General features: G+C 67.7%; 19 protein-coding genes and 2 pseudogenes. 13 read left to right on the top strand and 8 right to left on the bottom strand.

Annotated elements, in window-relative coordinates; all coding sequences use genetic code 11:
• Window positions 1-493: 493 nt before the first annotated feature.
• On the bottom strand, window positions 494-1,180 hold the full coding sequence (locus EBE87_RS24425; protein ID WP_120640245.1) for an HAD family hydrolase: 687 nt from the start codon (window positions 1,178-1,180) through the stop codon (window positions 494-496).
• A gap of 361 nt (window positions 1,181-1,541) precedes the next feature.
• Between EBE87_RS24425 and EBE87_RS24420 the strand changes: the two genes are divergently transcribed.
• Both EBE87_RS24420 and EBE87_RS24415 read left to right on the top strand, forming a co-directional pair.
• Window positions 1,542-1,940 carry an acyl-CoA thioesterase gene (locus tag EBE87_RS24420; RefSeq protein WP_120640244.1) on the top strand — a complete coding sequence of 133 codons (399 nt, stop codon included), beginning with the start codon at window positions 1,542-1,544 and terminating at the stop codon, window positions 1,938-1,940.
• A 426-nt stretch (window positions 1,941-2,366) separates the two neighbouring features.
• Window positions 2,367-4,547, top strand: a complete 2,181-nt coding sequence (locus tag EBE87_RS24415) for a PAS domain S-box protein (RefSeq protein ID WP_120640243.1) — start codon at window positions 2,367-2,369, stop codon at window positions 4,545-4,547.
• Window positions 4,548-4,802: 255 nt separating this feature from the next.
• Here the strand turns inward: EBE87_RS24415 and EBE87_RS29185 are convergent, their stop codons facing one another.
• Entirely contained in the window at window positions 4,803-4,949 is a 147-nt protein-coding gene (locus tag EBE87_RS29185; protein WP_158601016.1) for a hypothetical protein, read from the bottom strand.
• Window positions 4,950-5,341: 392 nt separating this feature from the next.
• Between EBE87_RS29185 and EBE87_RS24410 the strand changes: the two genes are divergently transcribed.
• Window positions 5,342-5,674, top strand: a complete 333-nt coding sequence (locus EBE87_RS24410) for a hypothetical protein (protein ID WP_147426175.1) — start codon at window positions 5,342-5,344, stop codon at window positions 5,672-5,674.
• Between the two features lie 757 nt (window positions 5,675-6,431).
• On the opposite strand, the gene EBE87_RS24405 is transcribed toward EBE87_RS24410, so the two are convergent.
• Window positions 6,432-6,695: a hypothetical protein gene (locus EBE87_RS24405; protein WP_147426174.1), complete on the bottom strand. Its 264-nt coding sequence runs from the start codon at window positions 6,693-6,695 to the stop codon at window positions 6,432-6,434.
• Between the two features lie 153 nt (window positions 6,696-6,848).
• Between EBE87_RS24405 and EBE87_RS24400 the strand changes: the two genes are divergently transcribed.
• Together EBE87_RS24400 and EBE87_RS24395 are read left to right on the top strand one after the other, a co-directional pair.
• Complete coding sequence (locus tag EBE87_RS24400) at window positions 6,849-7,118, top strand: hypothetical protein (RefSeq protein ID WP_120640240.1); 270 nt, start codon at window positions 6,849-6,851, stop codon at window positions 7,116-7,118.
• A gap of 71 nt (window positions 7,119-7,189) precedes the next feature.
• On the top strand, window positions 7,190-7,849 hold the full coding sequence (locus EBE87_RS24395; protein WP_158601015.1) for a DUF1796 family putative cysteine peptidase: 660 nt from the start codon (window positions 7,190-7,192) through the stop codon (window positions 7,847-7,849).
• An 11-nt stretch (window positions 7,850-7,860) separates the two neighbouring features.
• On the opposite strand, the gene EBE87_RS30545 is transcribed toward EBE87_RS24395, so the two are convergent.
• Both EBE87_RS30545 and EBE87_RS24385 read right to left on the bottom strand, forming a co-directional pair.
• Window positions 7,861-7,962 (bottom strand): excalibur calcium-binding domain-containing protein, encoded by a 102-nt coding sequence (locus EBE87_RS30545; RefSeq protein WP_120640238.1) that lies wholly within the window; start codon window positions 7,960-7,962, stop codon window positions 7,861-7,863.
• Window positions 7,963-8,088: 126 nt separating this feature from the next.
• Window positions 8,089-8,778: a manganese catalase family protein gene (locus EBE87_RS24385; RefSeq protein WP_233553384.1), complete on the bottom strand. Its 690-nt coding sequence runs from the start codon at window positions 8,776-8,778 to the stop codon at window positions 8,089-8,091.
• A gap of 656 nt (window positions 8,779-9,434) precedes the next feature.
• Between EBE87_RS24385 and EBE87_RS30540 the strand changes: the two genes are divergently transcribed.
• Window positions 9,435-10,328 (top strand): phage tail tip lysozyme, encoded by an 894-nt coding sequence (locus EBE87_RS30540; protein WP_367605310.1) that lies wholly within the window; start codon window positions 9,435-9,437, stop codon window positions 10,326-10,328.
• Window positions 10,329-10,555: 227 nt separating this feature from the next.
• Here the strand turns inward: EBE87_RS30540 and traA are convergent, their stop codons facing one another.
• The gene (traA, locus tag EBE87_RS24370) at window positions 10,556-13,873 is read right to left on the bottom strand and encodes a Ti-type conjugative transfer relaxase TraA (RefSeq protein WP_158611677.1); all 3,318 of its coding nucleotides are present in this window, start codon (window positions 13,871-13,873) and stop codon (window positions 10,556-10,558) included.
• Window positions 13,874-14,242: 369 nt separating this feature from the next.
• Between traA and EBE87_RS24365 the strand changes: the two genes are divergently transcribed.
• The 7 genes and pseudogenes from EBE87_RS24365 to EBE87_RS24340 all read left to right on the top strand — a co-directional run bounded on the left by EBE87_RS24365 (window position 14,243) and on the right by EBE87_RS24340 (window position 17,664).
• Window positions 14,243-14,545 (top strand): SMI1/KNR4 family protein, encoded by a 303-nt coding sequence (locus tag EBE87_RS24365; RefSeq protein ID WP_147426271.1) that lies wholly within the window; start codon window positions 14,243-14,245, stop codon window positions 14,543-14,545.
• A gap of 199 nt (window positions 14,546-14,744) precedes the next feature.
• A complete protein-coding gene (locus EBE87_RS24360) occupies window positions 14,745-15,089 on the top strand; it encodes a conjugal transfer protein TraD (protein WP_120641112.1) in 345 nt (114 codons plus the stop codon).
• Window positions 15,090-15,096: 7 nt separating this feature from the next.
• Window positions 15,097-15,390, top strand: coding sequence for a conjugal transfer protein TraD (locus EBE87_RS24355; RefSeq protein WP_233553520.1), 294 nt, complete (start codon window positions 15,097-15,099; stop codon window positions 15,388-15,390).
• Window positions 15,387-16,790 (top strand): annotated as a pseudogene (locus EBE87_RS24350) (type IV secretory system conjugative DNA transfer family protein); the annotation flags it as partial. The gene EBE87_RS24355 and the pseudogene EBE87_RS24350, both read left to right, overlap by 4 nt.
• A 65-nt stretch (window positions 16,791-16,855) precedes the next feature.
• Complete coding sequence (locus EBE87_RS30395) at window positions 16,856-16,966, top strand: hypothetical protein (RefSeq protein ID WP_267898280.1); 111 nt, start codon at window positions 16,856-16,858, stop codon at window positions 16,964-16,966.
• A gap of 78 nt (window positions 16,967-17,044) precedes the next feature.
• Window positions 17,045-17,272 (top strand): AbrB/MazE/SpoVT family DNA-binding domain-containing protein, encoded by a 228-nt coding sequence (locus EBE87_RS24345; RefSeq protein WP_120640876.1) that lies wholly within the window; start codon window positions 17,045-17,047, stop codon window positions 17,270-17,272.
• Window positions 17,269-17,664, top strand: coding sequence for a type II toxin-antitoxin system death-on-curing family toxin (locus EBE87_RS24340; protein ID WP_120640877.1), 396 nt, complete (start codon window positions 17,269-17,271; stop codon window positions 17,662-17,664). Before EBE87_RS24345 ends, EBE87_RS24340 begins: the two co-directional genes overlap by 4 nt.
• Before the next feature lie 451 nt (window positions 17,665-18,115).
• Here EBE87_RS24340 and EBE87_RS24330 read toward each other — a convergent pair whose 3' ends face one another.
• Together EBE87_RS24330 and EBE87_RS24325 are read right to left on the bottom strand one after the other, a co-directional pair.
• Window positions 18,116-21,949 carry a carbohydrate-binding domain-containing protein gene (locus tag EBE87_RS24330; protein ID WP_158611676.1) on the bottom strand — a complete coding sequence of 1,278 codons (3,834 nt, stop codon included), beginning with the start codon at window positions 21,947-21,949 and terminating at the stop codon, window positions 18,116-18,118.
• Window positions 21,950-23,009: 1,060 nt separating this feature from the next.
• A pseudogene (locus EBE87_RS24325) lies at window positions 23,010-23,248 on the bottom strand (hypothetical protein); the annotation flags it as partial.

The raw sequence follows: 23,248 nt of genomic DNA, 5'->3' as shown, positions 1-23,248 counted from the left end.
GCTGTGAAAGGCTGGTTCGTCGAGCAAGGCGCAATTAGAGAGCTGATCCTCGTCGATCAACCCGACTGGCTTTGCAGCAGTTGGACACCTCTAAAAACGTCCTGGCCTCAAACTGCAGATCAAGTAAAATCAATCTCTTAAGATCTTCCGAGACGCTGTCGAAGGGGGTTTTTTAGAGGTGTCCTGCTGGCGGTGGCAGCCGCGGGGGCGGCGGCCCGATTGCCGCGCCGCCAATCCCAGGGCGGCACTTGCTCCGCCACCGGCAAGGCCCAGAGACTGCGCCGTTCCCGTCGTGCCTCAGCCTCCAGGGGCGGCAGTGCCGGATCACGATTGTTGTATGTTATTTGGAATCTGACCCACCCCACTGTTCCGCTGCAGGAGAGAGCATGGTTACGTCCGTGTTGCTGCAGGAGCGCTGGCCAGCCCTGGCCGGTGTGCCGCCGGCGCTCGCAGACACTGCCACCTCCCCGCTATGCCGAGCGAGGCAGCCTTCTCAGTCAGGCATCCCACCGGCGCCCAGTGGCGAGGCTTCATACTCCGCCAGCAGGTGCGCCGGGTCGCGGTAGATCGCAATGCAGCCGGCAGCGCGGAGGGACTGCTCCGGGAAGCCGCCGCAAAGCATGCCGATCGTGCGGATCCCCGCCTTGGCCGCGGCTTCGGCGTCATAGGGCGTGTCGCCGATCACAACGGCTTCGTCCGGGCTTATACCGGGCAGCTGCGCCAGGGCAGCCTCGAAGATGTCCGGGAAGGGCTTTGAGCGCTCGGCGTCGCTGGAGGAGGTCTCGGCATCCAGCCGGTCGTCTTCGATACCCACAATGCGCCTGAGCGCGGCGAGCTCTTCTTTGCTAGCGGAGGAGGCGAGGGCGCTGCGCAGGCCGGCCTTGTCCACGTGCTTTAGCAGCTCGGCTGCCTGAGGGAAGGCGCGGACCTGCGAGAGGTAACCCTCCCGGAAGATCTCGCCGCGGCGCTTCTCGAGCGCCTGCCCCTTCTCCTTCAGTTCATCGGGCGGGAGGAAGACGGGCAAGAGCTGGTCGCCGCCCTTGCCGATCTGGGCCCGCATCTCGTCGAAGGGGATGTCGTGGCCGATTTCCTTGAAGGCATCCACCCAGGCTTGCGCATGCAGGTCCACGGAATCCACCAGTGTGCCGTCGACGTCGAAGAGTACGGCCTTGATGAGCATATCGGAGTCTCCCAGCGGCCCTATTCAGTCCAGCTAGCAGAACAACGTCATCGCGGCGGTAAAGGCAGCATCGGGAAGCAGATTCCTTGCTTTTCCTTGTTTCTTATTTCCCGCCAAACCGAAGGTGCGTGGGACACGTGCTATCCGTCTCTGCGCCCGCGCCGTGTGGGAACCAGATCACGTGAGACTGAGCCACGTGCAGCAGTCCGGCGAGCACGAGCCGGCCTGTGCGTCTGGCGATAACTCCATGGCGCCGTGCGCGTTCCCTGTTCTGCCTGTCGTACCGCCCCCGCGGAATGGGCCCATTGTCAAGGCGAAGCATGCGCCGGTCGCTGGCTGGCCATATGAGGAGACCGAGCTGATGACCGAGCAGCCCCCCCGCATTCCTGGCGGTGCGCAGCTGCGCACCATCGCCATGCCACGTGATGCCAATGCGAGCGGCGCCATCTTCGGTGGTTGGACGCTGTCGCAGATGGATCTCGCCGGAGGAACCCTGGCTGCGGAGCGGGCAGGAGGGCGGGTGGCGACCGTCAGCATCGAGGCCATGCGTTTTCTGCGTCCGGTCTCAGTGGGTGACGAGGTCAGCTGCTACTGCACCCTTGGGGAGGTTAGCGACAGCTCGATCGAGGTGAAGATCGAGACCTGGGCGCGCGAGCGGGGCGGCAAGTCCGCGGAGAAGGTCACGGAAGGTGTGTTCACCTATGTCGCTATTGGCGAGGATGGCCGGCCTCGCGACCTACCGGGCAGAACCCCTGAGTAGGTGGGCAACCAGGATGGTTGGCTAGTGATCCGGTCCGAGCGGGGTAACCGAAGCCAATCCACCATTGCAGAGGCCCATGATAGCCGGCTCCCGTTCAGCTCAACTAACCTGACTGCCTCCAGAAATACTTAAAAACCATCCGGGCTTAGGCTTCGCCGCTTCGCCTGTGAGAGCCGGCGGCTCTTGACGGCAGGAAGCGTCCGAACAGCGGCGCCGCGCAGAGATTGCCGTGTCCAAGGCTATTCAGGCCGAGATTGGCCGAAAGCTGCCACCCCTATCAGGGCTCCGCTTTAGCGCGCCCGGCCTCCAGGCAGCCCTTTGCGGTGACCGCCTGACACGAGGGTCAGCACGTTTTTAGGCGGGCATGCGACGTGTTGCCCTGACCGGCGTTCCGTCAAGATCAGGCTGGTTGGACGGGAGCAGAAAGTGCCGGAACACGCGCAATTGGTGAAGCGGCTGCAGGTCCTGGGCGACTTCGGCGAGTTCGCGCTGAAGTCCGACAACCTGGACGAGATCCTGACCGAAGCCTGCCGCCTGGTCGGTGATGCGCTCGGAACCGGTCGTGCCAAGGTTCTGGAAATCCAGCAGGAGGAAAAATCCCTCCTGGTGCGGGCTGGCGTCGGCTGGGCCCCCGGCATCGTAGGGCACATGCGCCTGCCCATGGCCGAACACTCCTCCGAGACCTTTGCCATTGAGGCGGCCGAACCCGTCATATCGCAGGATATCGGCAAGGAGGACCGCTTCCAGGTCCCCGCCTTCATGAAGGAAGCCGGCGTGGTCGCCCTGGCGAACGTGCCGATCTTCCTGCCTGGCCGGCGGGCCTATGGCCTGCTGCAGGTGGATGCCGGGGAGCCACGCACATTCGGCCCCGAGGACACAGAGTTCCTGCGCACCTACGCCACCATCCTCGGGCCGGTGATCGACCGCCTGCTGCAGGTCCGTGCGCTGCGTGGGAGCCAGGAGCGCTTCCGCCTCACCGTCGAGGCGGCGCGCGACTACGCGATCTTTCTGGCGGATCCGCAGGACCGGATCACCGACTGGCTTCCCGGCGCGGAAGCGGTCTTCGGGTGGACGGCAGAGGAAGCCGTTGGGCAACCCGGTGCCATCGTATTCACGCCGGAGGACCGGGAGACGGGGCAGGACCAGAAAGAAACGGAGATGGCTGCTGCCGAGGGTTTCGCACCGAACGTGCGCTGGCACATCCGCAAAGATGGCTCGCGCGTCTTCATTGAAGGCTCCACCAGGGCGTTGCGGGATGCCGATGGCCGGCTGACCGGCTTTCTGAAGATCGGCCAAGATGTCACCGCGCGCCGCGCGGCCGAGGCGCGCCTGCACGAAAGCGAAGCGGCGCTGCGGCGCCTGACCGAAACCTTGGAAGCACAGGTGGAGGCCCGCACGGCGGAGTTGAGGCAGGCGCTGAGCGCCATTCAGGTTGAGGTGCGGCAACGCGAGCAGGCGGAGCAGCGGCTGCTGCAAAGCGAGAAGCTGAAGGCGATTGGCCAACTTACCGGCGGTATCGCCCACGACTTCAACAACATGCTTCAGACCATCACCAGCGGGCTGAGCATGATCCGCTTGCGGGCCAAGCAGAGCCTGCCGACCGATATTGCCGGCTATATCGATCGGGCGGAGATCGGCGCGAAGCGGGCGGCAGCCCTGACGCACCGCCTGCTGGCCTTCGGCCGGCAACAGACCCTGGCTCCGAAGCCGGTGAGCGTCGACCAGATTGCGCGGGACATGGAGGACATGGTCCGGCGCAGTGTCGGTCCAGCGGTGCAGGTCGAGCTCAAGCTCGCGGATGGCAAATGGCTGGTCATGTGCGATCCCAGCCAGCTGGAAAGCGCCCTGTTGAACCTGTGCGTGAACGCGCGCGACGCCATGCCCGATGGCGGATGGCTGGTCATCACCACCGAGGAGATGGTGCTGTCCGCGGACGATGTCGCCAATGTCGAGGACGCGCAACCCGGCCGATACGCCACGATCGCTGTCTCTGATACGGGCACCGGCATGACGCCCGAGGTGGCGGCCCATGTCTTTGAGCCGTTCTTCACCACCAAACCGTTGGGACAGGGCACTGGCCTGGGTTTGAGCCAGATCTACGGCTTCATCCGCCAGTCGGGCGGCATCGTTCAGCTTGAAACCACGCCGGGCAAGGGCACCGTCGTCCGGCTCTGCCTCCCATTCCATGCACTGAACCCGGACACCGCGGCGGCCTCGCCGGACGACGTGGGCAAGACGGTGCTGCTGGTTGAGGATGAGCCGGACGTGCGCGAGATGACAGCCGAGCACCTTCGCGATCTCGGCTATCGGGTGCTGGAAGCAGAGGAAGGCACCGCCGCGCTGCGGCTTGTGCAGGCGGGCGCGCGTCTGGATCTGCTGGTCAGTGACTTCGGCTTGCCCGGCGGCATGAACGGTCGGCAACTGGCCGATCTGGTGCGCGAACGGCACCCTGGCCTGCCCGTCATCCTGATCACCGGCTATGCGGCTGGCCAGGAAATGTCGGGCATGGAGATCGTCCACAAGCCGTTCGATCCGGTGACGTTCGCTGAACTGGTCAGAGCCAAGCTGGAGGCGGTTGACCCTGTTTCCGGCCCGCCGGGCGCCTGAGTGCCTCCTGCACGGGGCCGGTCGTGCAAGAGGTAGACGCAGGACGCGCTCTGAACTGCGGCCTTTGTCCGCTTGTGGGAAGCCGCCTATTATTTGCAGCCGGCAGACATAGGCGCTGAGCGGCCGAATGGGGGCAACGGGCACTCAGCGGCGCGGCCAGCACATGACTGAAAGATTATCGGGTCTGATCGGTCGCCGAACTGCCCTGCCGGCATAGCGGCCAGGCGACGTCGACAGCTGGTGCAGCGTGAAATCCTACGACCGGCACTCGCTCTGCAGCATGCCGAGAAGGCTGCGGGCCTCGATGATGCGGCTAACAAGGACGGGTAGCGGCACGCCGTCTGCCATCGAAGCAATGACGTCTTCCAGAACATCGAGATCGTTCTGCGCACTCTTCAGCATGACCCGATCAATAGCACTTAAGTTTTCTCTCCTTCCATGGAAAGGCCGTCCATTCTGGAATCGGAACGTTAGTTCTTTACGCTTCATTACGATGTTATATCGACATCGTATCGTCTTAAAATCGGGATTGTGCCGAATAAGGTTGATCGGTCAGACCGATCTGAGTTCTGCAGCCGCTGCGCCCTCTTCCCTTTATGCAGCCAAGGGGTATCGGATGAGCGCCCGAGAGCGGCCTCCTCAGCAACAACGATGTTGCCTTGCTGGATCTGTGGCAGAAAAGTTACGTTCTGCGCAAATCGGATAGGTTGAAGGGCCCTCACTTGCTTGTGGATTGTTCCTAAAGCGGAGCCAAAATAGGCGTTTGCACCCTTGGGCCATCCACAGGTCGCACAATGAACGCATTGGATTCAGACACTGCACAAAATGTGCTCGGCGGCCTGCCCGCCGCGATTGTCAGCGTCGTCTTGAGCAGCTTTGAATGGGATGTTCGCCGCCTGACCAGCACCATGCAGAAGGCGGCGCAAACTGGCGATGTCGTTGCCTATCGCTCTGCAGCGCAAGCCTTGGCTGATGCCGCCGTCAATCTTGGGGCGTTCCACTTGGCAGGCATGGCCCGCAACGCACTCGAGCATGAAGTTCCCTCTACCGACTGTGCCCTTCTGGCAGCCAGCGAGAGCGCAATCGGTGCGATCAGGTCCGCCTACGCCTCCTCAACCGGCGCCTGAGCGTCCGCTGAGGCGCCACCAGCTCTTGCGCAGCTCCAAGAACGGTGGCGCAGGCGGCGTGGCAGCAGCGTAAGTCCCGAACGTCGTAGATCCTCAGCGGCAATGTCGGATGCCAAAGACGCATCATCTCTGTCAAATGACAGTGGATGGCAGTGGCCGCTAGCCAGCTATCAGGCACGCCGATCGAACTTGTCGTGTGCTCCCTGCGCTCACTGGCTCGCTTCTCGAGGAGAGTGCCGGCCATGGCGCTGCTCTTGATCCCGAAGCTGCTGCAGGACGCGCTGCGCCAACCTTAGCGAGCATTCCAAGCTGTCCAGGAGCTCTCGTGCCGCCACTGCGGCACTCGGCACATGCAGCTTCTCCAGATCCGCCAGGATCTGCTCTTGGCGCCTGCAACGGGCTTCCAAGCCGGCAACAGCACGCGCGGCGAGGGCAGAAGGCAATTCAACGGGATCAGGAGCAACGTGCTGGGATCTGTATCGGAACTTAGCACGCGCAGGCGAGGGTACAGGAACCATCATGGCCGAATCATTTCGGGTTGGCTGTGAAACGTCAACATAGCTGCCGCTGTCTCTGTTGCACCGAACGAAAATGTGACGCTTGGTCAGCTGGGCTCACCCCGTCCGCCCAATGACGGCAGGTCTGGCTACTTCAAGCGCTGGGGCGAGGCTGCAGGATTATCGTGTTAGGATGGCTTTTGGGATCTACGGCGCGATTGTGCATCCAGGTAAAGGCATAGGCTTCCTGGAGGCACACGCTACGGATCCGCCTGGAAGTAGCGGATCAGGCTCGACTCATCCGCGGATAAGTCGAGTGCCTGCAGGACAGAGGCCAGCCTGGCTGCGGCCGCGTCCTGGTGGGGGCCGGCGGGATACCGGGACGCGATCGAGGCCATCATGCCCAGCGCCGGCATGCGTGTGTCGGGGCTGGCTTCGAGAAAGACCCGCAGGGTCGCCCGCCAGGCTTTGTCCAAGATCTCGACAAACGCGGCAGCCTGCTCAGGCGCTGGATCTCGCGGCACGCTCGGGGTCCTGGCATTCACCCGCCCGATATGAGCCACTGCGTTCACGAAATCGAGAGCATATCCGTGTTTTGGCGTCGCGGCGGTCTTGTGGCCGCTCCGGCTCTGGGCTTGGGTGCTCTTCAGCCCCCCTCACTACCCCCTGAGACCGCCATGAGCCAACCCGCCGCCGACCAACCTGAAGGTGCCCTCCTGCTGGATCTGGTGGCAGACGTCGCCGTTCTCCGGGCAACCTTGGCCGCGCTCATCCTGGCTGGCAACAGCGCCGCCCTCCGCGCCGTGCAGGCAGCCCTGGCAGATCTGGCCCAGCAGTCCCGCCAGGCGGCGCGCCTGAGCCCTGCCACTGCCCTGATGGACGAGGTGATGCAGCGCCGCCTCAGCGCCTTTGAGGCCAGCCTCAGCGCCGGCCATCAGCGGCATTGACCAGGCCGCGCCTTCTGCACCCGGCTGTCTTGCGCTAGGGGCTTCTCGTTCAGACCAGAGGATCCGTGCCCGTGGCACAGCGCGCGTTCCGTCACGTCATCAGCCTCGGCACCCATTGCTACGTCAGCCACCTGCTGCAGCGGCTGGGACTGCGTCAGGCCGCAGGGCCGTTCGACTGGATCTTCTCCGACGCCCGCATGAACGCCGCCTGCCTCGAGGACAACTTCCGCCGCCACTTTCTGGATCGCGAACAGTACGTGCCGGTGGACACCCCCCGCGGCCTGCGATTTGGCCATCGCGACTTCAGCGCGCGGCTCAACCTGGAGGTCATCTTCAACCATCATGACCCGCGCACGGAAGCGGACCATCAGCACTTCCAAAGAAGTGTCACGCGCCTGGAGGCGGTCTTGGATGGTGATGCTTCAAAGCTGTTTCTCTGCCTGACGCCGCCCTACCGAGCGCAGCCCGCCGCGCTGGCCACGCTGGATGCCGCCATCCAGGCCCGCACCAGCAACGCGCATCTGATGGTCATCGTCGCCGAAGCCGCAAAGCAGCCGGCCGAGCAGCCGGTGCTGCAGGTGCGGCAGGCCACCGAGACGCTGGAAGTCTTTCACCGCGTCTCCACCGCGCCCATGAAGGGCGGCCTGACCTACGACAACCCGGCCCACGAGCAGGTCATCATCGACCTGCTCCGGCGCTTCGATCTCACATCGGCCAGCAAGGCTCCCTAGCCCAGACGCCGTTAGCGGCAGAGACTCTCGCAAGGCACGCCGTCACCATCCGCATCGAGCCGCGAGAGGCCACACCGGCGCAGATGGAACTGCGCTTCCGCGCAACGGCCCAATCAATGAGGACAAGTTCGCCTGCTTCTAGCGCCAAGCACGGAGTGCGAAGCTTATCGTGCTGAAAGCGGCCAAAGACACCGCGAGACATGCTCACGGTGTCTTTGGCTGTGGGTGGGGCACGCCAGTTACACCTTGCCGATCTGCTCGGCCTGCGCGCCGGAACCCTCGCGTGCCGGGCCCAGCACCGGCACCTCGCCCAGCGGCGTGGACTGGATGGTGCTGAACTGCGCCTTGCCGTCCATCGAAGGGCCGGTGTTGAAGCGGCCTTCCGGCGGCGGCTCGCCGTTCACATTGGTGCCCATGTAGACGTAGGAGAATTCCTGCCTCTCCAGCGACTGGTCGAAGCTGTTCGGGATCGGCAGGGCCTTCATGCCGCCCAGTTCCTCGATCGCCGCCAGCCACTGCTGCTGGTGCATGGTATCGCGCGCGATCAGGAAGCTCCGCATGTCCTTCATGCCAGGGTCCTTGGCCGCGTTGTAGAGGCGCACGGCGAGCGTCCGGCCGGTGGCCTCGGCGGTGACATTGGCGAACATGTCGCCGGCCACGTTGCCGCTGGCATAGACATGCGAGCAGTCGAAGGGAATGCCGTCGGAATTCACCGGCATCGCCGCGAGGCCGGAGGAGAGCAGGTGCTGCTGCAGCATGCCTTCCACGACATGACGAGGACGCTCACCACCCATGACCGCATTCACCACCGGGTTGGCGGCGGCCGCGGTTTCCTGCAGCGTCAGCGGCGCCTGATCCAGGTTCAGCGCGACAGCGGTGGCCAGCATCTCGATATGGCCGATCTCTTCCGTCGCGGTATGCAGCAGCATGTCGCCGGCCTGCTGGCGATGCAGGGCGCCGCCCGCCTGGCCGGTGCCTCGGCCGAGGACATGACCTCCGGTATGGAAGGCCTGGGCGACGCCCTGTCGGACGCCGTCGGTGGTCGCGATGGCAACGCGCTACAGTATTTTCAACTGCTCGGCGTCGCCATGCGCGATGCCGAGAGCAAGGCGCGCTCGGCCTCCGACGCGCTGCCGGAGGTTGTGGACGGCATCGCGCGGATCTCCGATCCCCGCCTGCAGGCGCGCGTCATGTCGGCGCTGCGCCTGCCGGCCTCGCTGCTGCCCTTTCTGAAGCAGGGCTCGGCCGGGCTGCGGGTCTGGGAGGCCGACGCCCGCCGCTTTGGCCTGGTGACCGAACAGGGCGCCGCGGCGGCCCAGAAATTCGAGCTGGCGCAGACGCACCTGCAGATGGCGGGCGAAGGTCTGGTCAACACCATCGCCCAGCGCCTGGCGCCGGTGATCAGCCCGCTGCTGGAGCGCCTGGCCAACTGGATCGCCGCCAACCGCGAGATGATCGGCCAGCGGGTCGAGGAAATCGTCACCAAGCTGGCCGGCGCGGTGGACCGCTTTGTCTCCGGCGGCGGGTTGCAGAAGCTGGGCGACCAGATCCTCGGCATCTGCCGGGGCGTGGAAAGCGCCATCCAGTGGATGGGTGGCTGGGAAACGGCGGCCAAGGCGCTGGGCGCCGTGCTGGCGCTGCAGCTGCTGGCACCGCTGACCGGCATCGTCGGCGCGCTGGGCGCGTTGGGCGCCTTCCGGCTGCCGATCTGGGTGGCCCGCCTGCTGGGTGTCACCGGCGCCGCCGGCGTCACCGCCGCCGTGGGCGGTGTGATGGCGCTGCACAAGCTGGGCGAGCAGCGGGACAACAGTCCGGAGAAGCAGGCCGAGCAACGACGCAATTTCAGCCAGCGTGGCGCCCTGGGCGGCTTCTACGCAGGCCCTGCGGTCGAGACCCCTGGCCCAGACGCCCCCAGCCTGCTGAGCGGCCTGACGGCCGCCCTGCGGCGCAACCTGACCCCAGGCACGGTGCGCTCCTGCCGCGAGGAAGCCACCGGCCGCCAGCGCGAGCCTATGACTTCTTCCGCGAGAAGGGCTGGACGGCGGCGCAGTCGGCCGGCGTGGTGGCCAACCTGCGCCACGAAAGTGGTGCGGGTCTGGATCACCAGGCGCAGGGCGATGGCGGCCGCGCCTTTGGCCTGGCGCAGTGGCACCCGGACCGGCAGCGGGCCTTCCGGCTCTGGGCCGGCAAGCCGATCCAGCAGGCCACCTTCCAGGAGCAGCTGGGCTTCGTGCATTACGAGCTGACGAAGGGCGGCGAGCGCGCCGCCGGCGAGGCGCTGCGCAACACCCGCACGGCCGCCGAGGCCGGCGCGGTGTCACGCCGCTATGAGCGGCCGGCCAATGCCGAGGGCGAGGAGGCCGCCCGCGCCCGCACCGCGACGGCCATGCTGCCGCAGCTGGCCGCTCCGCAGGCGGTACCGCCGCCGCCGCGCCGGCGCCAGTGGCAGCACCTGCGGCCGTCGCCTCGGCGCCGCTGACCTCGGCGCCGGCCACGGCCACGGCCACGGCGCCCGCTGCCAGCCCACCGCCTGCCGCGCCGCCGCAGCAGGTCGCGCTCGTCGCCAGAGTCATCAGCAACATCGAGAAAATGTACCCGATCTCTCCGGAAGAGTTCTGGGAGGCCTTTGATGCGATCACGCGGGAGCAGACGGGGTCTGACGCCTCGGCCCTGGCGGCTGATGCCGGTACCGGTGGGCGGTGACCGCTAGCGGCCCAGCCCCGGTGCACGCCGGATCCCCAGCCGCTGCTGCTCCGCCTCCTGCGACCGTGCCTGGACGCGCTCCTGCGCCTGCACCGCCCGCTGTCCGTCCCGCATCGCCGCCACGGCCCGTCCAACTCCTGCCAGCCCCTCGCGCGATGGCGCGGCGGCCTCGGTCGCGCCCGCTGTGAGGCTCTGCTCCACGCCCTGTGGCCCCAGCCGCCGCTCTGCGGCTTCGGCCATCGCCCGCAGTTCCGCCGCCACCTCCGGCTGCCCCCGCACCACCCGCTGCCAGGCTTCGGCCAGGGCCGGATCCTGCCGCCCCGCCAGCGCCTGCCAATAGGCCTGGGGTGCCTTGCTGGCTTCCGGCGGCAGGCTGGTGGTCCTTGCCTGCTCCAGCGCCTCCACCGCCCGCCAGGCCCGCTGTGACAGCCCTGGCACCTCCACCGCGTCCCGCGCCCGCTGCGCCGCCACCTCGGCCCGATAGGCTTCTCCAGCCCGCTGCCGTGCCGCTTCCTCTCGCTCCAGCCCGCTGGCGACAGAGCGCACCGCGCTGACGGCACTAGCCCGCTCCAGCTGTGCCCCCCGTCCCGAGAACAACCCGTCTCTTCCGCGTAGCCGCCCCAGCACCTCCGGCCGCTCCCGCAGCTGGGTGGCGACTTGGTTCCGGTCGTCCCGGTTCTCCCACAGCAGCGCATCCAGCTGGGCTTCCGCCTGCACCGGATCGCGGTACGCCGCGCGCAGCCACTGCACCCGGTCGCTCGCCTCCTGCCGCACCGCCGGATCGCGCGCCTCAGCCGCCGCGATCTCCTCAGCCGTGGTGCCCCGCCCCAGGCTGTCGCGACCCGTTGGATCCCGCTGCGCCGGCAGCAGTGGTGGCGGCGGTGGTTCTGTCTGGCTGGCGGCCCGGTCGAGGTAGGCCGCCGCCGCTTCGCCGCTGGCCCTGGCCCGCTCCACCGGCGGCCGCGCGAGGATCTCGCTCTCCGGCGCCAGCGGATGCAACCCACGCCGGCGGGCAAAGGCCTCCCGCGCCCGGCCTTCCCCCTCTGGCCCGGCATAGTCCAGCGTCACGTCCTTGGCCCGCTGCCGCGACAGCCTCCGGGTCAGGCCCCCGCGGCTGCCCAGCTCCTCCCGCGCCCAATGCAGCCTGACCCCGTCCCGGTGCCGCGTCAGCGCCACGTAGGCGGCGTGCCGGTCCATCGCCGCACTCGCCAGCACATGCGCCCGCTCCACCGTCACCCCCTGCGCCTTGTGGATGGTCGCCGCATAGCCGTGTGTCAGCGCGCCGTAGTCCTTCACCGCGAAGCTCACCTCCGCTGCCGGTGTGGCGGCGTCCCTGGCGTCCAGCCGCACCGTCAGCCGCGCGGCCTCGCCCTGCCCTTGGACGCCGGTCACCGTGCCCAGCGTGCCGTTCTTCACAGGCGTGCCGCCCTGCCCGTCCGGCCCTGCACCCAGCGCCCGCGCGTTGCGCAGGAACATGAGGCGATCGCCCGCGGCGAGCAGCCGCTGGCCCTGCTCGGTGGCGATGCGATGGTCCGGCCCGAGCGCCCCGGCCCCCCCGAGCTGCTCGCGCGCCAGCCGGTTCAACGCGGCCGCATCCGCCCGCGTCGCGGCCAGCATCAGCTGGCTGCGGCCGGGCGCCTCCTGCCGCCCCTCGAGCCAGCCCGCCACCAGCGCCGCGCGGGCGTCTTCCTGCGTCGCGTGCCCCACCACCATGCCGGCCTGCTCGTAGCGGGCGAGCGCCTCGCCCGTGCGCCCGGTGGCGAGCTCGCGGGTGGCCTCCCGTTGCCAGCCCTCGCGCTGCCGCCGGACCTCGCTGATCTCCGCCGCGCCATGCCGCTCCGCCAGTGCCCGGAAGGCCGCCCCAGCCTCGATCGCCTGCAGCTGCTCCGGATCCCCCACCAGCACCACCTTGGCGCCAGCCTGCTGGACCTGCTGCAGCACCCGCTGCATCTGCCGCGAGCCCACCATCCCCGCCTCGTCCACGACCAGCACGTCGCGTGGCCCCAGCAGCTCGCGCCCGCGCGTCCAGTGCCACTCCAGGCTGGCCAGGGTTTTGGAACGGATGCCGCTGCCCGCCTGCAGTCCTTCCGCGGCGATGCCCGAGAGCGTGGCACCCCGCACCCGCAGCCCCTGCTGCTCCCAAGCCTCCCGCGCCACGCCGAGCAGCGCCGACTTGCCGGTGCCGGCATAGCCCACCACCAGCGCCAAGCCTGTCTCACCGGTGAGATGCCGCACCGCGTCGCGCTGCTCCGCGCTGAGGGTGAGACCGCTGGCCTCCGCCTGCCGCAGTGCCCGCTCCTGGAGCTGCTCTGGCACACCATGCGCCCGGCCCTGCGCCAGCGCCGCTGCCTGCCCCTCCATCCGCCGCTCGGCCGCCAGCATCTCGCGCGTGGTCCAGCGCGCGCGCCCGGCCGCGTCGTGGCCCAGCCGCACCAGCGCGGGGGATGCCTCCACCTTGGCCAGCACCTGGGCGAACTGCTCGGCCCCGTCAGTGTGCCGCACTACCAGCCGCGCCAGGTCCTGCCGCGTGAAGGTGGACTGCTGCCGCGTCAGGGCGTCGAGTGCGAGCGCGGGATCGGCAGCAATGCGCGCGCCGTTCCTGCGCGCGATGGCGTCATGTTCGGCCCGCCGCTCCGCAGCTTCGCCGCGCGCGGCACGGCGCATCCCCGCTGGTCCGACCTTGTGCTGCGGCTCCAGCGGAATGCCCTGTGCGGCGAGGCTGCGGTGGTCGATGCGGACGTCATGCCCGAGGCTCGCCAGCCGCTCATTCGTCAGCTCCGCCCAGCGGGCGCGCCAGCTCTCGAGCAGCGCCGTGCTGTTCCACGCGCGCTGCTTCGCGCCGAATGCCGCATCGGAACCGTCCGCCTGCTGCGCCGGAGTGATGCCGCGCAGGGTCAGCAGCACATGCGCGTGCGGCTTCGCCTCGCCGTCCTCGCCCCGCGGCGCATGCACACAGAGATCGGCCACCATGCCACGCGCCACGAACTGCTCGCGCACAAAGTCCCGCGCCAGCGCGATTCCTTCGGTCTGGCTGAGCTCGCGCGGCAGCGCGAACTCCACCTCCCGCGCCAGCTGCGCGTCCTTGCGTTTCTCGCCGGCTTCCACCGCGTTCCATAAGGTGCCGCGATCGGTCCAGGCCGCCGGCGCGCCGTCGGGCAGCAGTACCTCGGCATGCACCACATGCTCCTTGCGGGTGAAGTCATGCGCAAGGCCGGTGCGGGCGTCCTCCAGCCGCGTCGCCGCGCGATAGGCCGCCGCCGCCACCACCGAGCGTCCGGCGCCGCGCGAGATCACCTGCGCCGAAAGGTGGTAGATCGCCATGCCGCCAGATCACCCGGATCGAGGATCGGCGCGAGCATCGTTCCGCTCACGGTGGACTCACCTTTCCGCGACGTCGCCGCAGGCGATGTATAAGCGCGCATTTCTCCGCTTTGCTGCGAACTGACGAGGTGAGCGGGTCTGCTGTGGTCGCGATCGGCCCGGAGTGATGGGCTCGCCCGCTGGTGGTCGATCTGCGATGCTGCGACTGTTCTGGATGTGGCGCCGATCGTCGATGTGGCAACCCGACCTGCGGGCCGTATTGCCCGAGACCACTGCTGCGCATCGTCAGTGGCTCGAGACCCGGCTCGACAGTCCGCTGCCGGATCGCTCCTGGTGGCGCACCAGGGCGAGGGCCTCGATGAGGACGCCATGGCCGACCCGCAGTTCGCCTCCTTGATCCTGCTGCTGGTGCTGTCGCTCGAGGAAGTTGGTCCCGACGCGGTGAGCTCTGGCGTCGAGACCTGCTGGCAGAACATCCGCGAGCACGCCCCGCCCGCCCTGCTGCCCTTCGTCGACAACACCGGCGGCAACCACTGGGCCTTCGACGGGCGCGCCCGGCACAGGGATCCCGCCATCGTCTTCGTCGACCCCGAGCTCGCCAGTGACGACGCGATCTTTCCGGTCGCGCCGAGCTTCGATGCCTTCCTGGCGATGATCGAGGCCGGGGCCTGATCGCGATCGCTGCACAGCATTGGAGGGTGCTGATGCATCGTGCAGGACGCCCTCGATGGGTCGTCACCCTGTTGCCCGTGGCCAACTATTGCCGGCTCGATTCTTCCAGCCCCCGAGGATTTCGCCCCACCGCCCGCCGTGGCATCCCCCGCCGCAGAAAGCCCGGACACCCCGCGGCACAACGAAGGGGGATCCCACCATGGCACCACGCCGGCCTCGCGACATCGACGCTGAGCTGCGCGCTCTGCAGGACAAGGCCCGCCAACTCCGCGCCAAGCAGAAAGCCCAGCTCGGCGAACTGCTGCTGGCCACCGGCGCCGCCGATGCGCTTGACCCAGATTCCCTCGCCGGCCTGCTGCTGCACGGCCTCGAGCAGGCGAAAGCCAACCCCAAGGCGGCGGAGAGCTGGCGCCAGCGCGGAGAAGCTTTCTTTCGCCGTGCTGGAAGCAGCGCGCAAAAATCCGGCAGCGGCCAAGCCGCGGCGGCCGATGCTGGCGCTGCGCCGGCTGATCCTGCGGACGCAGCACGCCTGGCGGCGGAGTAGCCAAGCCATTGCCCGTGTCGAGGCCGCGCAGGCCCGCGGCGACCGCCGCGACTGGGCGGCCGAGCGCCGCGCCCGCACCCGCCACCTGATCGAACTCGGTGGCCTCATCCACAAGGCAGGACTGGTGGAGCTGCTGGAGGACGACCGCGCCACCTTGCTCGGTCTCTTGCTGGTCGCGGCCGGGCAGCTGCGGGGCAACGGTGGCGAGCCGCCGGATGTGCTGCGCGCTCGCTGGCGCCATGCCGGCCTGCGCGCCTTTCAGGATGAGCGCGAGGCGGCGGAGGGAGTGGTCTCACCATGACCGCCGTCCTGCGGGGCGTCTGGCGCCTCGCCATCACCCTCCTCACCCTGCCCTTCGCCCTGATCGGCTGGCTCTGGATCTGCCTCCGCACCGCTGGCTCCGGCGCCCTCCTCGGTGGCCTCCTCGGCCTGGTGCTGGCGCTGGTCAACCTGCTGGGTCCCGTCTCCTTCGGCCGCGGCACCCCCGCCACCTCGCATGGCTCCGCCGCCTGGGCCGCGCCGCGCCAGCTTCGCCGCGACCTCGCCGCAGCGGCGCTGGCGCGCGATCCGGCGGCGCTGCTGGTCGGCCGTGCGCCGGGTCGCCGTGGGGCGCTGCTGCGCCACACCGGACCCGCCCATCTGCTCACCATCGCCCCCACCCGCTCCGGCAAGGGCGTCGGCACCGTGCTGCCCAACCTGCTGCTGAGCGACCGCCCCATCCTCTGCGTCGATCCCAAGGGCGAAAACGCCCGCATCAGCGCCAGGGCACGGCGGCGCTTCGGGCCGGTCTTTGTGCTGGATCCCTTTGGCGTCTCCGGACAGCCCAGCAGCGCCTTCGATCCGGCGGCGCTGCTCGACGCCAGCTCGCCGGATCTGGCCGACGATGCCGCGACGCTGGCCGAGGCCCTGGTCTTTGACCCGCCAGGTCAGGTCTCCGAGGCGCATTGGAACGAGGAAGCCAAGGCGCTGATCTCCGGCCTGCTGCTGCACCTCGCCTGCCGCGGCACAGCCGGCCAGCGCGGCCTGCCCGAGCTCCGCCGCCTGCTCACCCTGCCGCCCGACGACTGGCAGGCGCTGCTGCGGGGCATGCTGGCTGATAGCGCGGCCGCCGGCGGGCTGGTGTCACGTGCTGCCGCCCGCCAGCTCGGCAAGGCCGATCGTGAGGCTGCCGGCGTGCTCTCCTCGGCGCAGCGCCACACCCACCTGCTCGACAGCCCCAGGCTCGCCGCCAGCATGGCGCGCTCGGACTTCCAATGGGCCGACCTGCGCCAGGGCAGCGCCACGGTCTTCCTGGTGCTGCCGCCCGACCGCCTCAGCACCTACTCCCGCTGGCTCCGCCTGCTGATCGCCCAGAGCATCCAGCAGCTCGCCCGCACCCCGGCCCCACCAGGACAGCCGCCGGTGCTCTTGCTGCTCGATGAGTTCGCCGCCCTCGGACGGCTGGAGCCGGTGCTGCAGGCGGCCGGGCTGATGGCGGGCCTCGGCCTGCAGCTCTGGCCCATCCTGCAGGATCTGGCGCAGCTGCGCGCCGCCTATGGCCAGAGCGCCAGCACCTTCCTGGCCAATGCCGGGCTGCTCCAGGTCTCCGCCCCGGCCGACCTCGAGACCGCCCAGTGGCTGTCCCAGGCACTCGGCCACAGCACCATCGGCTTTCAGACCCACAGCACCTCCCAGACCACCTCGGACACTCCCGAGGGGCATGGCTCCACCAGCCACGCAGCGCCATCCAGCGCGTCGGCCGCCCCCTGCTCACCCCCGACGAGGCCATGCGACTGCCCGCCGACCAGCAGGTGCTGCTGCGGCCAGGGCAGCGGCCCGCCCTCGCCCGCAAACTTCGTCATTACGCCGACACCGAATTCCAGGGGCTGGCCGACTGAGCACATCTAGCTGGAGCTGGATTCCGGCGGGGCCGTCCCTTATCATCCTGTCATACGTTTTGTATGACAGGATGAGCCATGAGCGTGGTGACGGTGCGCAAGCAGGGGAACTCGGTCGGCATCACCTTCCCGGCCGAAACCCGCATCCGCATGGGCTTCGAGGTCGGCCAGGACCTGACGCTGGTGGAACTCGCCGACGGCGTGAAGCTGGTGAAGCGCAACCTCAAGCTGGAGCGCCAGCTAGAGCTGGCCCATGAGGTGCTGCGTGAGCAGGCTGATGCGCTGCAGGAACTGGCCAAGCGGTGACCGATCCGGAGTTCCTCGAAACAGACGCCGTCGCCTTCCTGCATGACTGGGCGCTGCGCGAGTACGGGGGAGCTCAGGGGATCAAGGATCCAGACCTGCTGGAGAGTGCCCTGGGGCGGCCGCTGAACAAGCTGGCCTATGCTGGGCCGGAAGGCGTGGACCTCTACGACCTGGCGGCCGCCTATGCCTACGGCATCGCGCGCAACCACGCCTTCAACGACGCCAACAAGCGCACCGCCTGGTCCTGCTGCGTGCTGTTCCTGAAGGTGAACGGCATCGCGCTGCGGATCGAGGCGGCCAAGGTGGTGGAGCAGATGGTGGCGCTGGCGCAGGGACATGTCGAGGAGGCAGACTTTGCGGCTTGGCTCCGCCAGCACCGCCACCCGAAATAAGCAGATCCTGGCGAGATGGCCTTTATGGCAACTCTCGCAGAGCCTGCTGGAAACTGTGAATAGGGCTCATGCATCTTCGGTTACCCTGATGAACAGGAGAAGGACTGAGGACCGTGCACGGCAGCCTTTGCCCGATGCCGTTAAACCCATCGGCTTTATCCGCCTGCCCGAGCGCTGCGCCAACCTCACCTTCGGCGGGGCGAAGAACAACCGTCTTTACATGACGTGGAGTCATTCTCTCCACGCGCTGTATGTCGAGTCACACGGCGCAGTCTGAGGAATACCGCCTATCCCGGCAGGTCTGTGCACTCGCTGGGATGGATGGGTCTCGCGCCGGCAGAGTGCCTAGCGGCACAAAGCTCAGGATCACCGCGGCGGAGCGTGATGGTAGCTGGAGCAGAATTTTCAAGTCCTGCTGCATTGCTGCAAAATCTCAGCGGGTCGTGCCTACTCAGCCGAAGAAGATCATACCGAACGATGCGGCATCATGTGAGGGTGTGCTGTCGATGGGCATAGTAGATACCCAAAAATCCACATCCCCGTTTGCAAGCAGGTCAGCGGTGCTGCCAGTGCTGACGCCATTGATGCGGATGTCCTCGACATAAAGGTTGCGGTCGGTGTCCGACGAGCCACCCCAGGCGTCGTTGAGGAACTGCACCACCACCTCATGGGCGCTACCGGCCGCAAAGCTGCCGAGCGAGATCTCCGCGCCGCCATTGGCATGGCTGGCTGTCACCTCGCCGCGGAAGGCTTCAGCGCCATCCACCAGCACCACCGCTTCCGGGTTGCCTTCCCAGGCCTCGCCACCCAGCACGATCGACAGCGCAGCGTCGGTTGCTACCGGCTGCGCCACCACCAGGGCCTGCGCGGCCGGCACGGCGATGGAGAACTGCGCGTCGCAGTTGCCGTCGAGCAGGTCAGCGGTGTTGCCAGTGCTGACGCCGTTGATGCGGATGTCCTCGACATAAAGATTGCGGTCGGTATCCGACGAGCCGCCCCAGGCGTCGTTGAGGAACTGCACCACCACCTCATGAGCGCCACCGGCCGCAAAGCTGCCCAGCGCGATCTCCGCGCCGCCATGGGCGTGGCTCGCCGTCACCTCACCGCGGAAGACCTCGACGCCATTCACCAGCACCACCGCCAGCGGGTTGCCTTCCCAGGCCTCGCCACCCAGCACGATCGACAGCGGCACCTCGCCCGCCAGCGGCTGCACAGGGGCCGGCGCGGCCGGCACGGTGATGGAGAAGGACGCATCATTGTTGCTGTCGAGCAGGGCGGCGGTGCTGCCGGTGCTGACACCGTTGATGCGGATATCCTCGACATAGAGGTTGCGGTCGGTGTCCTCCGAGCCACCCCAGGCGTCGTTGAGGAACTGCACCACCACCTCATGCTCGGCACCCGCCGCCACATGGCCCAGCGCGATCTCCGCGCCGCCACGGGCGTGGCTCGCCGTCACCTCGCCGCGGAAGACCTCGACGCCATCCACCAGCACCACCGCCAGCGGGTTGCCTTCCCAGGCCTCGCCACCCAGCACGATCGACAGCGGCACCTCGCCCGCCGGCTGCGGCACGGGCGCCTGCTCAACAGGGGCCGGCGCGGCCGGCGGCTGCGCGGCCGGCACGGTGATGGAGAAGGACGCGTCGTTGTTGCTGTCGAGCAGGGCGGCGGTGCTGCCGGTGCTGACGCCGTTGATGCGGATATCCTCGACATAGAGGTTGCGGTCGGTGTCCTCCGAGCCGCCCCAGGCGTCGTTGAGGAACTGCACCACCACCTCATGATCGGCGCCCGCCGCCACATGGCCCAGCGCGATTTCCGCGCCGCCCCGGGCATGGCTCGCCGTCACCTCGCCGCGGAAGACCTCGACGCCATCCACCAGCACCACCGCCAGGGGGTTGCCTTCCCAGGCCTCGCCACCCAGCACGATCGACAGCGGCACCTCGCCCGGCTGCTGCACAGGGGCCGGCGCGGCCGGCGGCTGCACGGCCGGCGCGGTGATGGAGAAGGACGCATCACTGTTGCTGTCGAGCAGGGCGGCGGTGCTGCCGGTGCTGATACCGTTGATGCGGATATCCTCGACATAGAGGTTGCGGTCGGTGTCCTCCGAGCCACCCCAGGCATCGTTGAGGAACTGCACCACCACCTCATGATCGGCGCCCGCCGCCACATGGCCCAGCGCGATCTCCGCGCCGCCATGGGCATGGCTCGCCGTCACCTCGCCGCGGAAGACCTCGACGCCATCCACCAGCACCACCGCCAGCGGGTTGCCTTCCCAGGCCTCGCCACCCAGCACGATCGACAGCGGCACCCCGCCCGCCGGGTGACCGGCGGCCGGCGCTTCCGGCGCGGTTTCCACCGGCGCGGAGCCATGGTTGCTGTCAGGCGCCGCATCGGGCGCCGTATGCGCCGGCGGAGCGGTGTCGTGGGGCACCGAAGGTGCCGGGATCTGGAAGACCGGCGTGTTGTCCTCACCCGGCGCGACGATGGCGAAGGTGGGGTCGCGGGAGAAGTCATGACCGGTAGTGAAGGGCGGGTTATCCGCCAGCAGCGCATGATAGGCATCCACCGCCGCCTGCGAGCCGGTCAGCTCGGCGATGCCGGAAAGCGTCGCCAGCGCCAGCTGCACGTAGTCACCTTCCGAATGGCTCCAGCCATCGCCGTTGGACCAGTTGTAGGAGGCGGTGGTGGCGCCGATCTCGGACCAGGTGTTGAAGATCCGCCCCGTCGCCGGGTCGCTGATCGCCAGCAGGTAGGCGGCGCCGTCATGCTCAGCGAAGCCGTCGGCGGCATGCTGGAAGCGGCCGACCAGGAAGTTGGAGGCCCATTCCAGATAGGTCAGCGCATCCTCGTTGCCGTGCCGCGCCGCCGCGATGGCGGTGGAGGCGAAGTAATCCTGCTGCCACGGCGGCAGCGCGCCGGCGGTGCCGTATTCGCCCGGCAGCCAGCCATGCGCCTCGCCCTGCTCGGCGGTCCAGGTCGGGATCTGCTGCACGATCCAGGACCAGTTGGCGTCCGAGACCTTGCTGAAATAGGCCTGCTCGGCGCTGCCGTCCGGGCTGGCCCAGGCGGCCTCATCGATCTGCCGCAGCGCCCAGGCCGAGCCACGCACCTGGTTGTTCTGCACCAACAGGTTGCCGTCCTCGCCGCGCATGTCGGCCCATTGCGACACCACGTTCCAGGCCGCCTGCGCCTGCAGGTTGTCCAGCATCCAGCGCTCGCCGGTAAGGATATAGGGCACGAAGGACAGGTCCGGCTGATGCGCTGATTCCGGTGTCCAGCCGCTGATCTCGTCGCCCTGCTGCGTCAGCCCGCCGGAGCTGGCATCGCCCGGGGTGCCGGTGCCGCCGCGGCCGTCGGTCCAGAGCTTCGGGTAGTCCTCGGTGTTCAGCCAGCGGCCGTTGGCACCGTCCCACATGTTCCAGGGCACCGCGCTGGCGGTCTCCGCCTGGCCCAGCGCATGGGTGGCGGCACGGATGTCCTGCGTCATCAGCCAGACGGTGTTGGACTGCGTGGTGATGCCGATATCGGCCCGCCCACCCACACCCGGCATGTACTGCGTCACGCCATTGGCCGACAGTGGCTCACCCCAGCCGGCGGCCGCGGTGGCCTCGGCATAGGATTGCAGCAGGCTGTTGTCCACGGCCACGCCGAGGTCGTAGTTGGCGATGGCGCCGGTCTCGTGCAGATGCGCGATGTCCTGGCGGATGTTGAGCCAGCCGCTGCTGGCATCGCCCAGCCCCTGGCCGCCATCGTGGTCGGTGGTGGAGAAGCTCTGGTGCCAGTTCTGGTACTGGCCCTGGTTCACCACCTCATGCGCCACCCGCTGGCCGTCCAGCGTCACCGTGACGACGCTGTTGACGCGGCCGCCGCTGGCACCCATGGCGCCGTCGTTGTTGAACTGCGCCTCCACTTCCAGCCCGCCGCCCTTGAAGGCGGTGACATCGAAGACCAGCCGCTGGGAGCCTTCCAGCGGCACCTCCACCCGCGCCTGGGTGGCGAGTTCGCCCTGCTGCCAGAAGCTGGCGGTGCCGTCCTTCAGCGCCTGCTGCAGCGCCGACAGCACGTCGATATTGGCGTGGGCGCCGGAGCCGGTCATGTCGACGGTCATGCTATGCGCGCTCAGCGCCGCGGCCAGATCCACCGGCGCGCCACGGGCGGCCCCGGCGGCCTCGCTCAGCACCACGTCGACGCTGGTGCCGGCGGCCAGGTCCGGCCGCTCCAGCGACAGCACCGCCATCTTGGCCGAGCCATCGGCATAGGTGGTCTTGACGTCCAGCTGGACCGCCATCTCCACGCCGCCCACCAGTGCCTTGAGACCAGACCCGGCGGGTAGCTCACCTTGCTTGAAAACCTGACCGAAAGTTGTGACGCCGCCTCCAAGAGTATTGGCGCCAGCGTTTTCGAGGTTCAGGTTGATCTGCATAAGGATTACCGCCAATGAAACTGGTTTTACTTGGCCTAGACTTCGATCTACCGCGCCGCCGCCTGCGCCTCAGGGCGCCCGGCGCCGGTAAGGCTCTTCTCAAATTGCGTTCACAAAATCGCGATCTCTCGTGAATGTGATCGCACATTTGCGCGGCGCGTAAAAGCCTTTGAACAAAACCTGACAAGCCGGGCTTGCAGGAAGGTTAAGATTGGCTTCGAATCTCCTAAATTATTGATTTTAAATTGTATTTCGAGATACTAGCCAAGTCCGGGCCGTCTCGCCCGAGATACGAAACTGACCAGAAACAAAGTAATTAAGATACAGGTCTTTATTAAGACGAAAGTCGCCCGAAGCTTCGTCTTGGCAGCAGTCTGTTCAGGCCCCAGAAAGCGGCTTGAGCAGAGTTTTGCGCAAATTTACGTGATCAGTAGCTGGCGCCGCTGCGGCATCTGAGCGAGGAGACACCGTCAACTTGAGGACGGGCTATCCCCGTAGCTGCCACTCGATCACCTGACGGGATGATGCAGTTTGGCTTCAACGCTACGTCGAATACCGCTTCCGCCAGACATCATCAGCCACACTCATGGCTGTATTTACGCTGCTCGCGGAGTGTCTGACTGGATCCTCACCCGTAACGCTCAAGATGCCTGATGAGGAGCGTGACAGAAGCTGAGGCGCAGCGCGTCCCCGTGGCCAAACGGCACCTGCGTCGGCGAGCGTTCGATGAGGGGGTTTCGGTGGTGAGCAGTGGCTACGGGCAGCCAAGAAGGGATAAGGGCTGTAGCTACAACTGCAGGCTCCAGAACTGGCGCGGGCCAAGGCCCGGAGCCGCCCTGCATGACCCAAGCCGCCCACCATGCATCGGCGCGGCACAAGACGATTGGGGAGCTGACATGGAGAGGCTTATACCAAGTCTCTCTGATCAGGACCCATGGGCCCAGTCTCGCAGGCCGATGGAGGTGATCCTCCAGGGTTGGTTGACGAGGGTGTTCCAGGCGAAGCAGCAGTGGTCGACAATGTCGGCGTAGGATTTGAAGACCCGGTTGGCCAACCAGTTGTCGCGCATGAACTGCCAGATGTTCTCCACTGCGTTTCCATAGTGCCTCTCTACGTTCGGTTCTTGTGGTCGGAGGGCAGCACCGCTGCCCTGACCTGGTCCAG

This window comes from Teichococcus wenyumeiae, assembly GCF_003696345.1.
GTDB classification, from domain to species: domain Bacteria; phylum Pseudomonadota; class Alphaproteobacteria; order Acetobacterales; family Acetobacteraceae; genus Pseudoroseomonas; species Pseudoroseomonas wenyumeiae.
The sequence above is the reverse complement of the archived record's forward strand: the minus strand, read 5'-3'. Positions and strand labels throughout refer to the sequence as shown.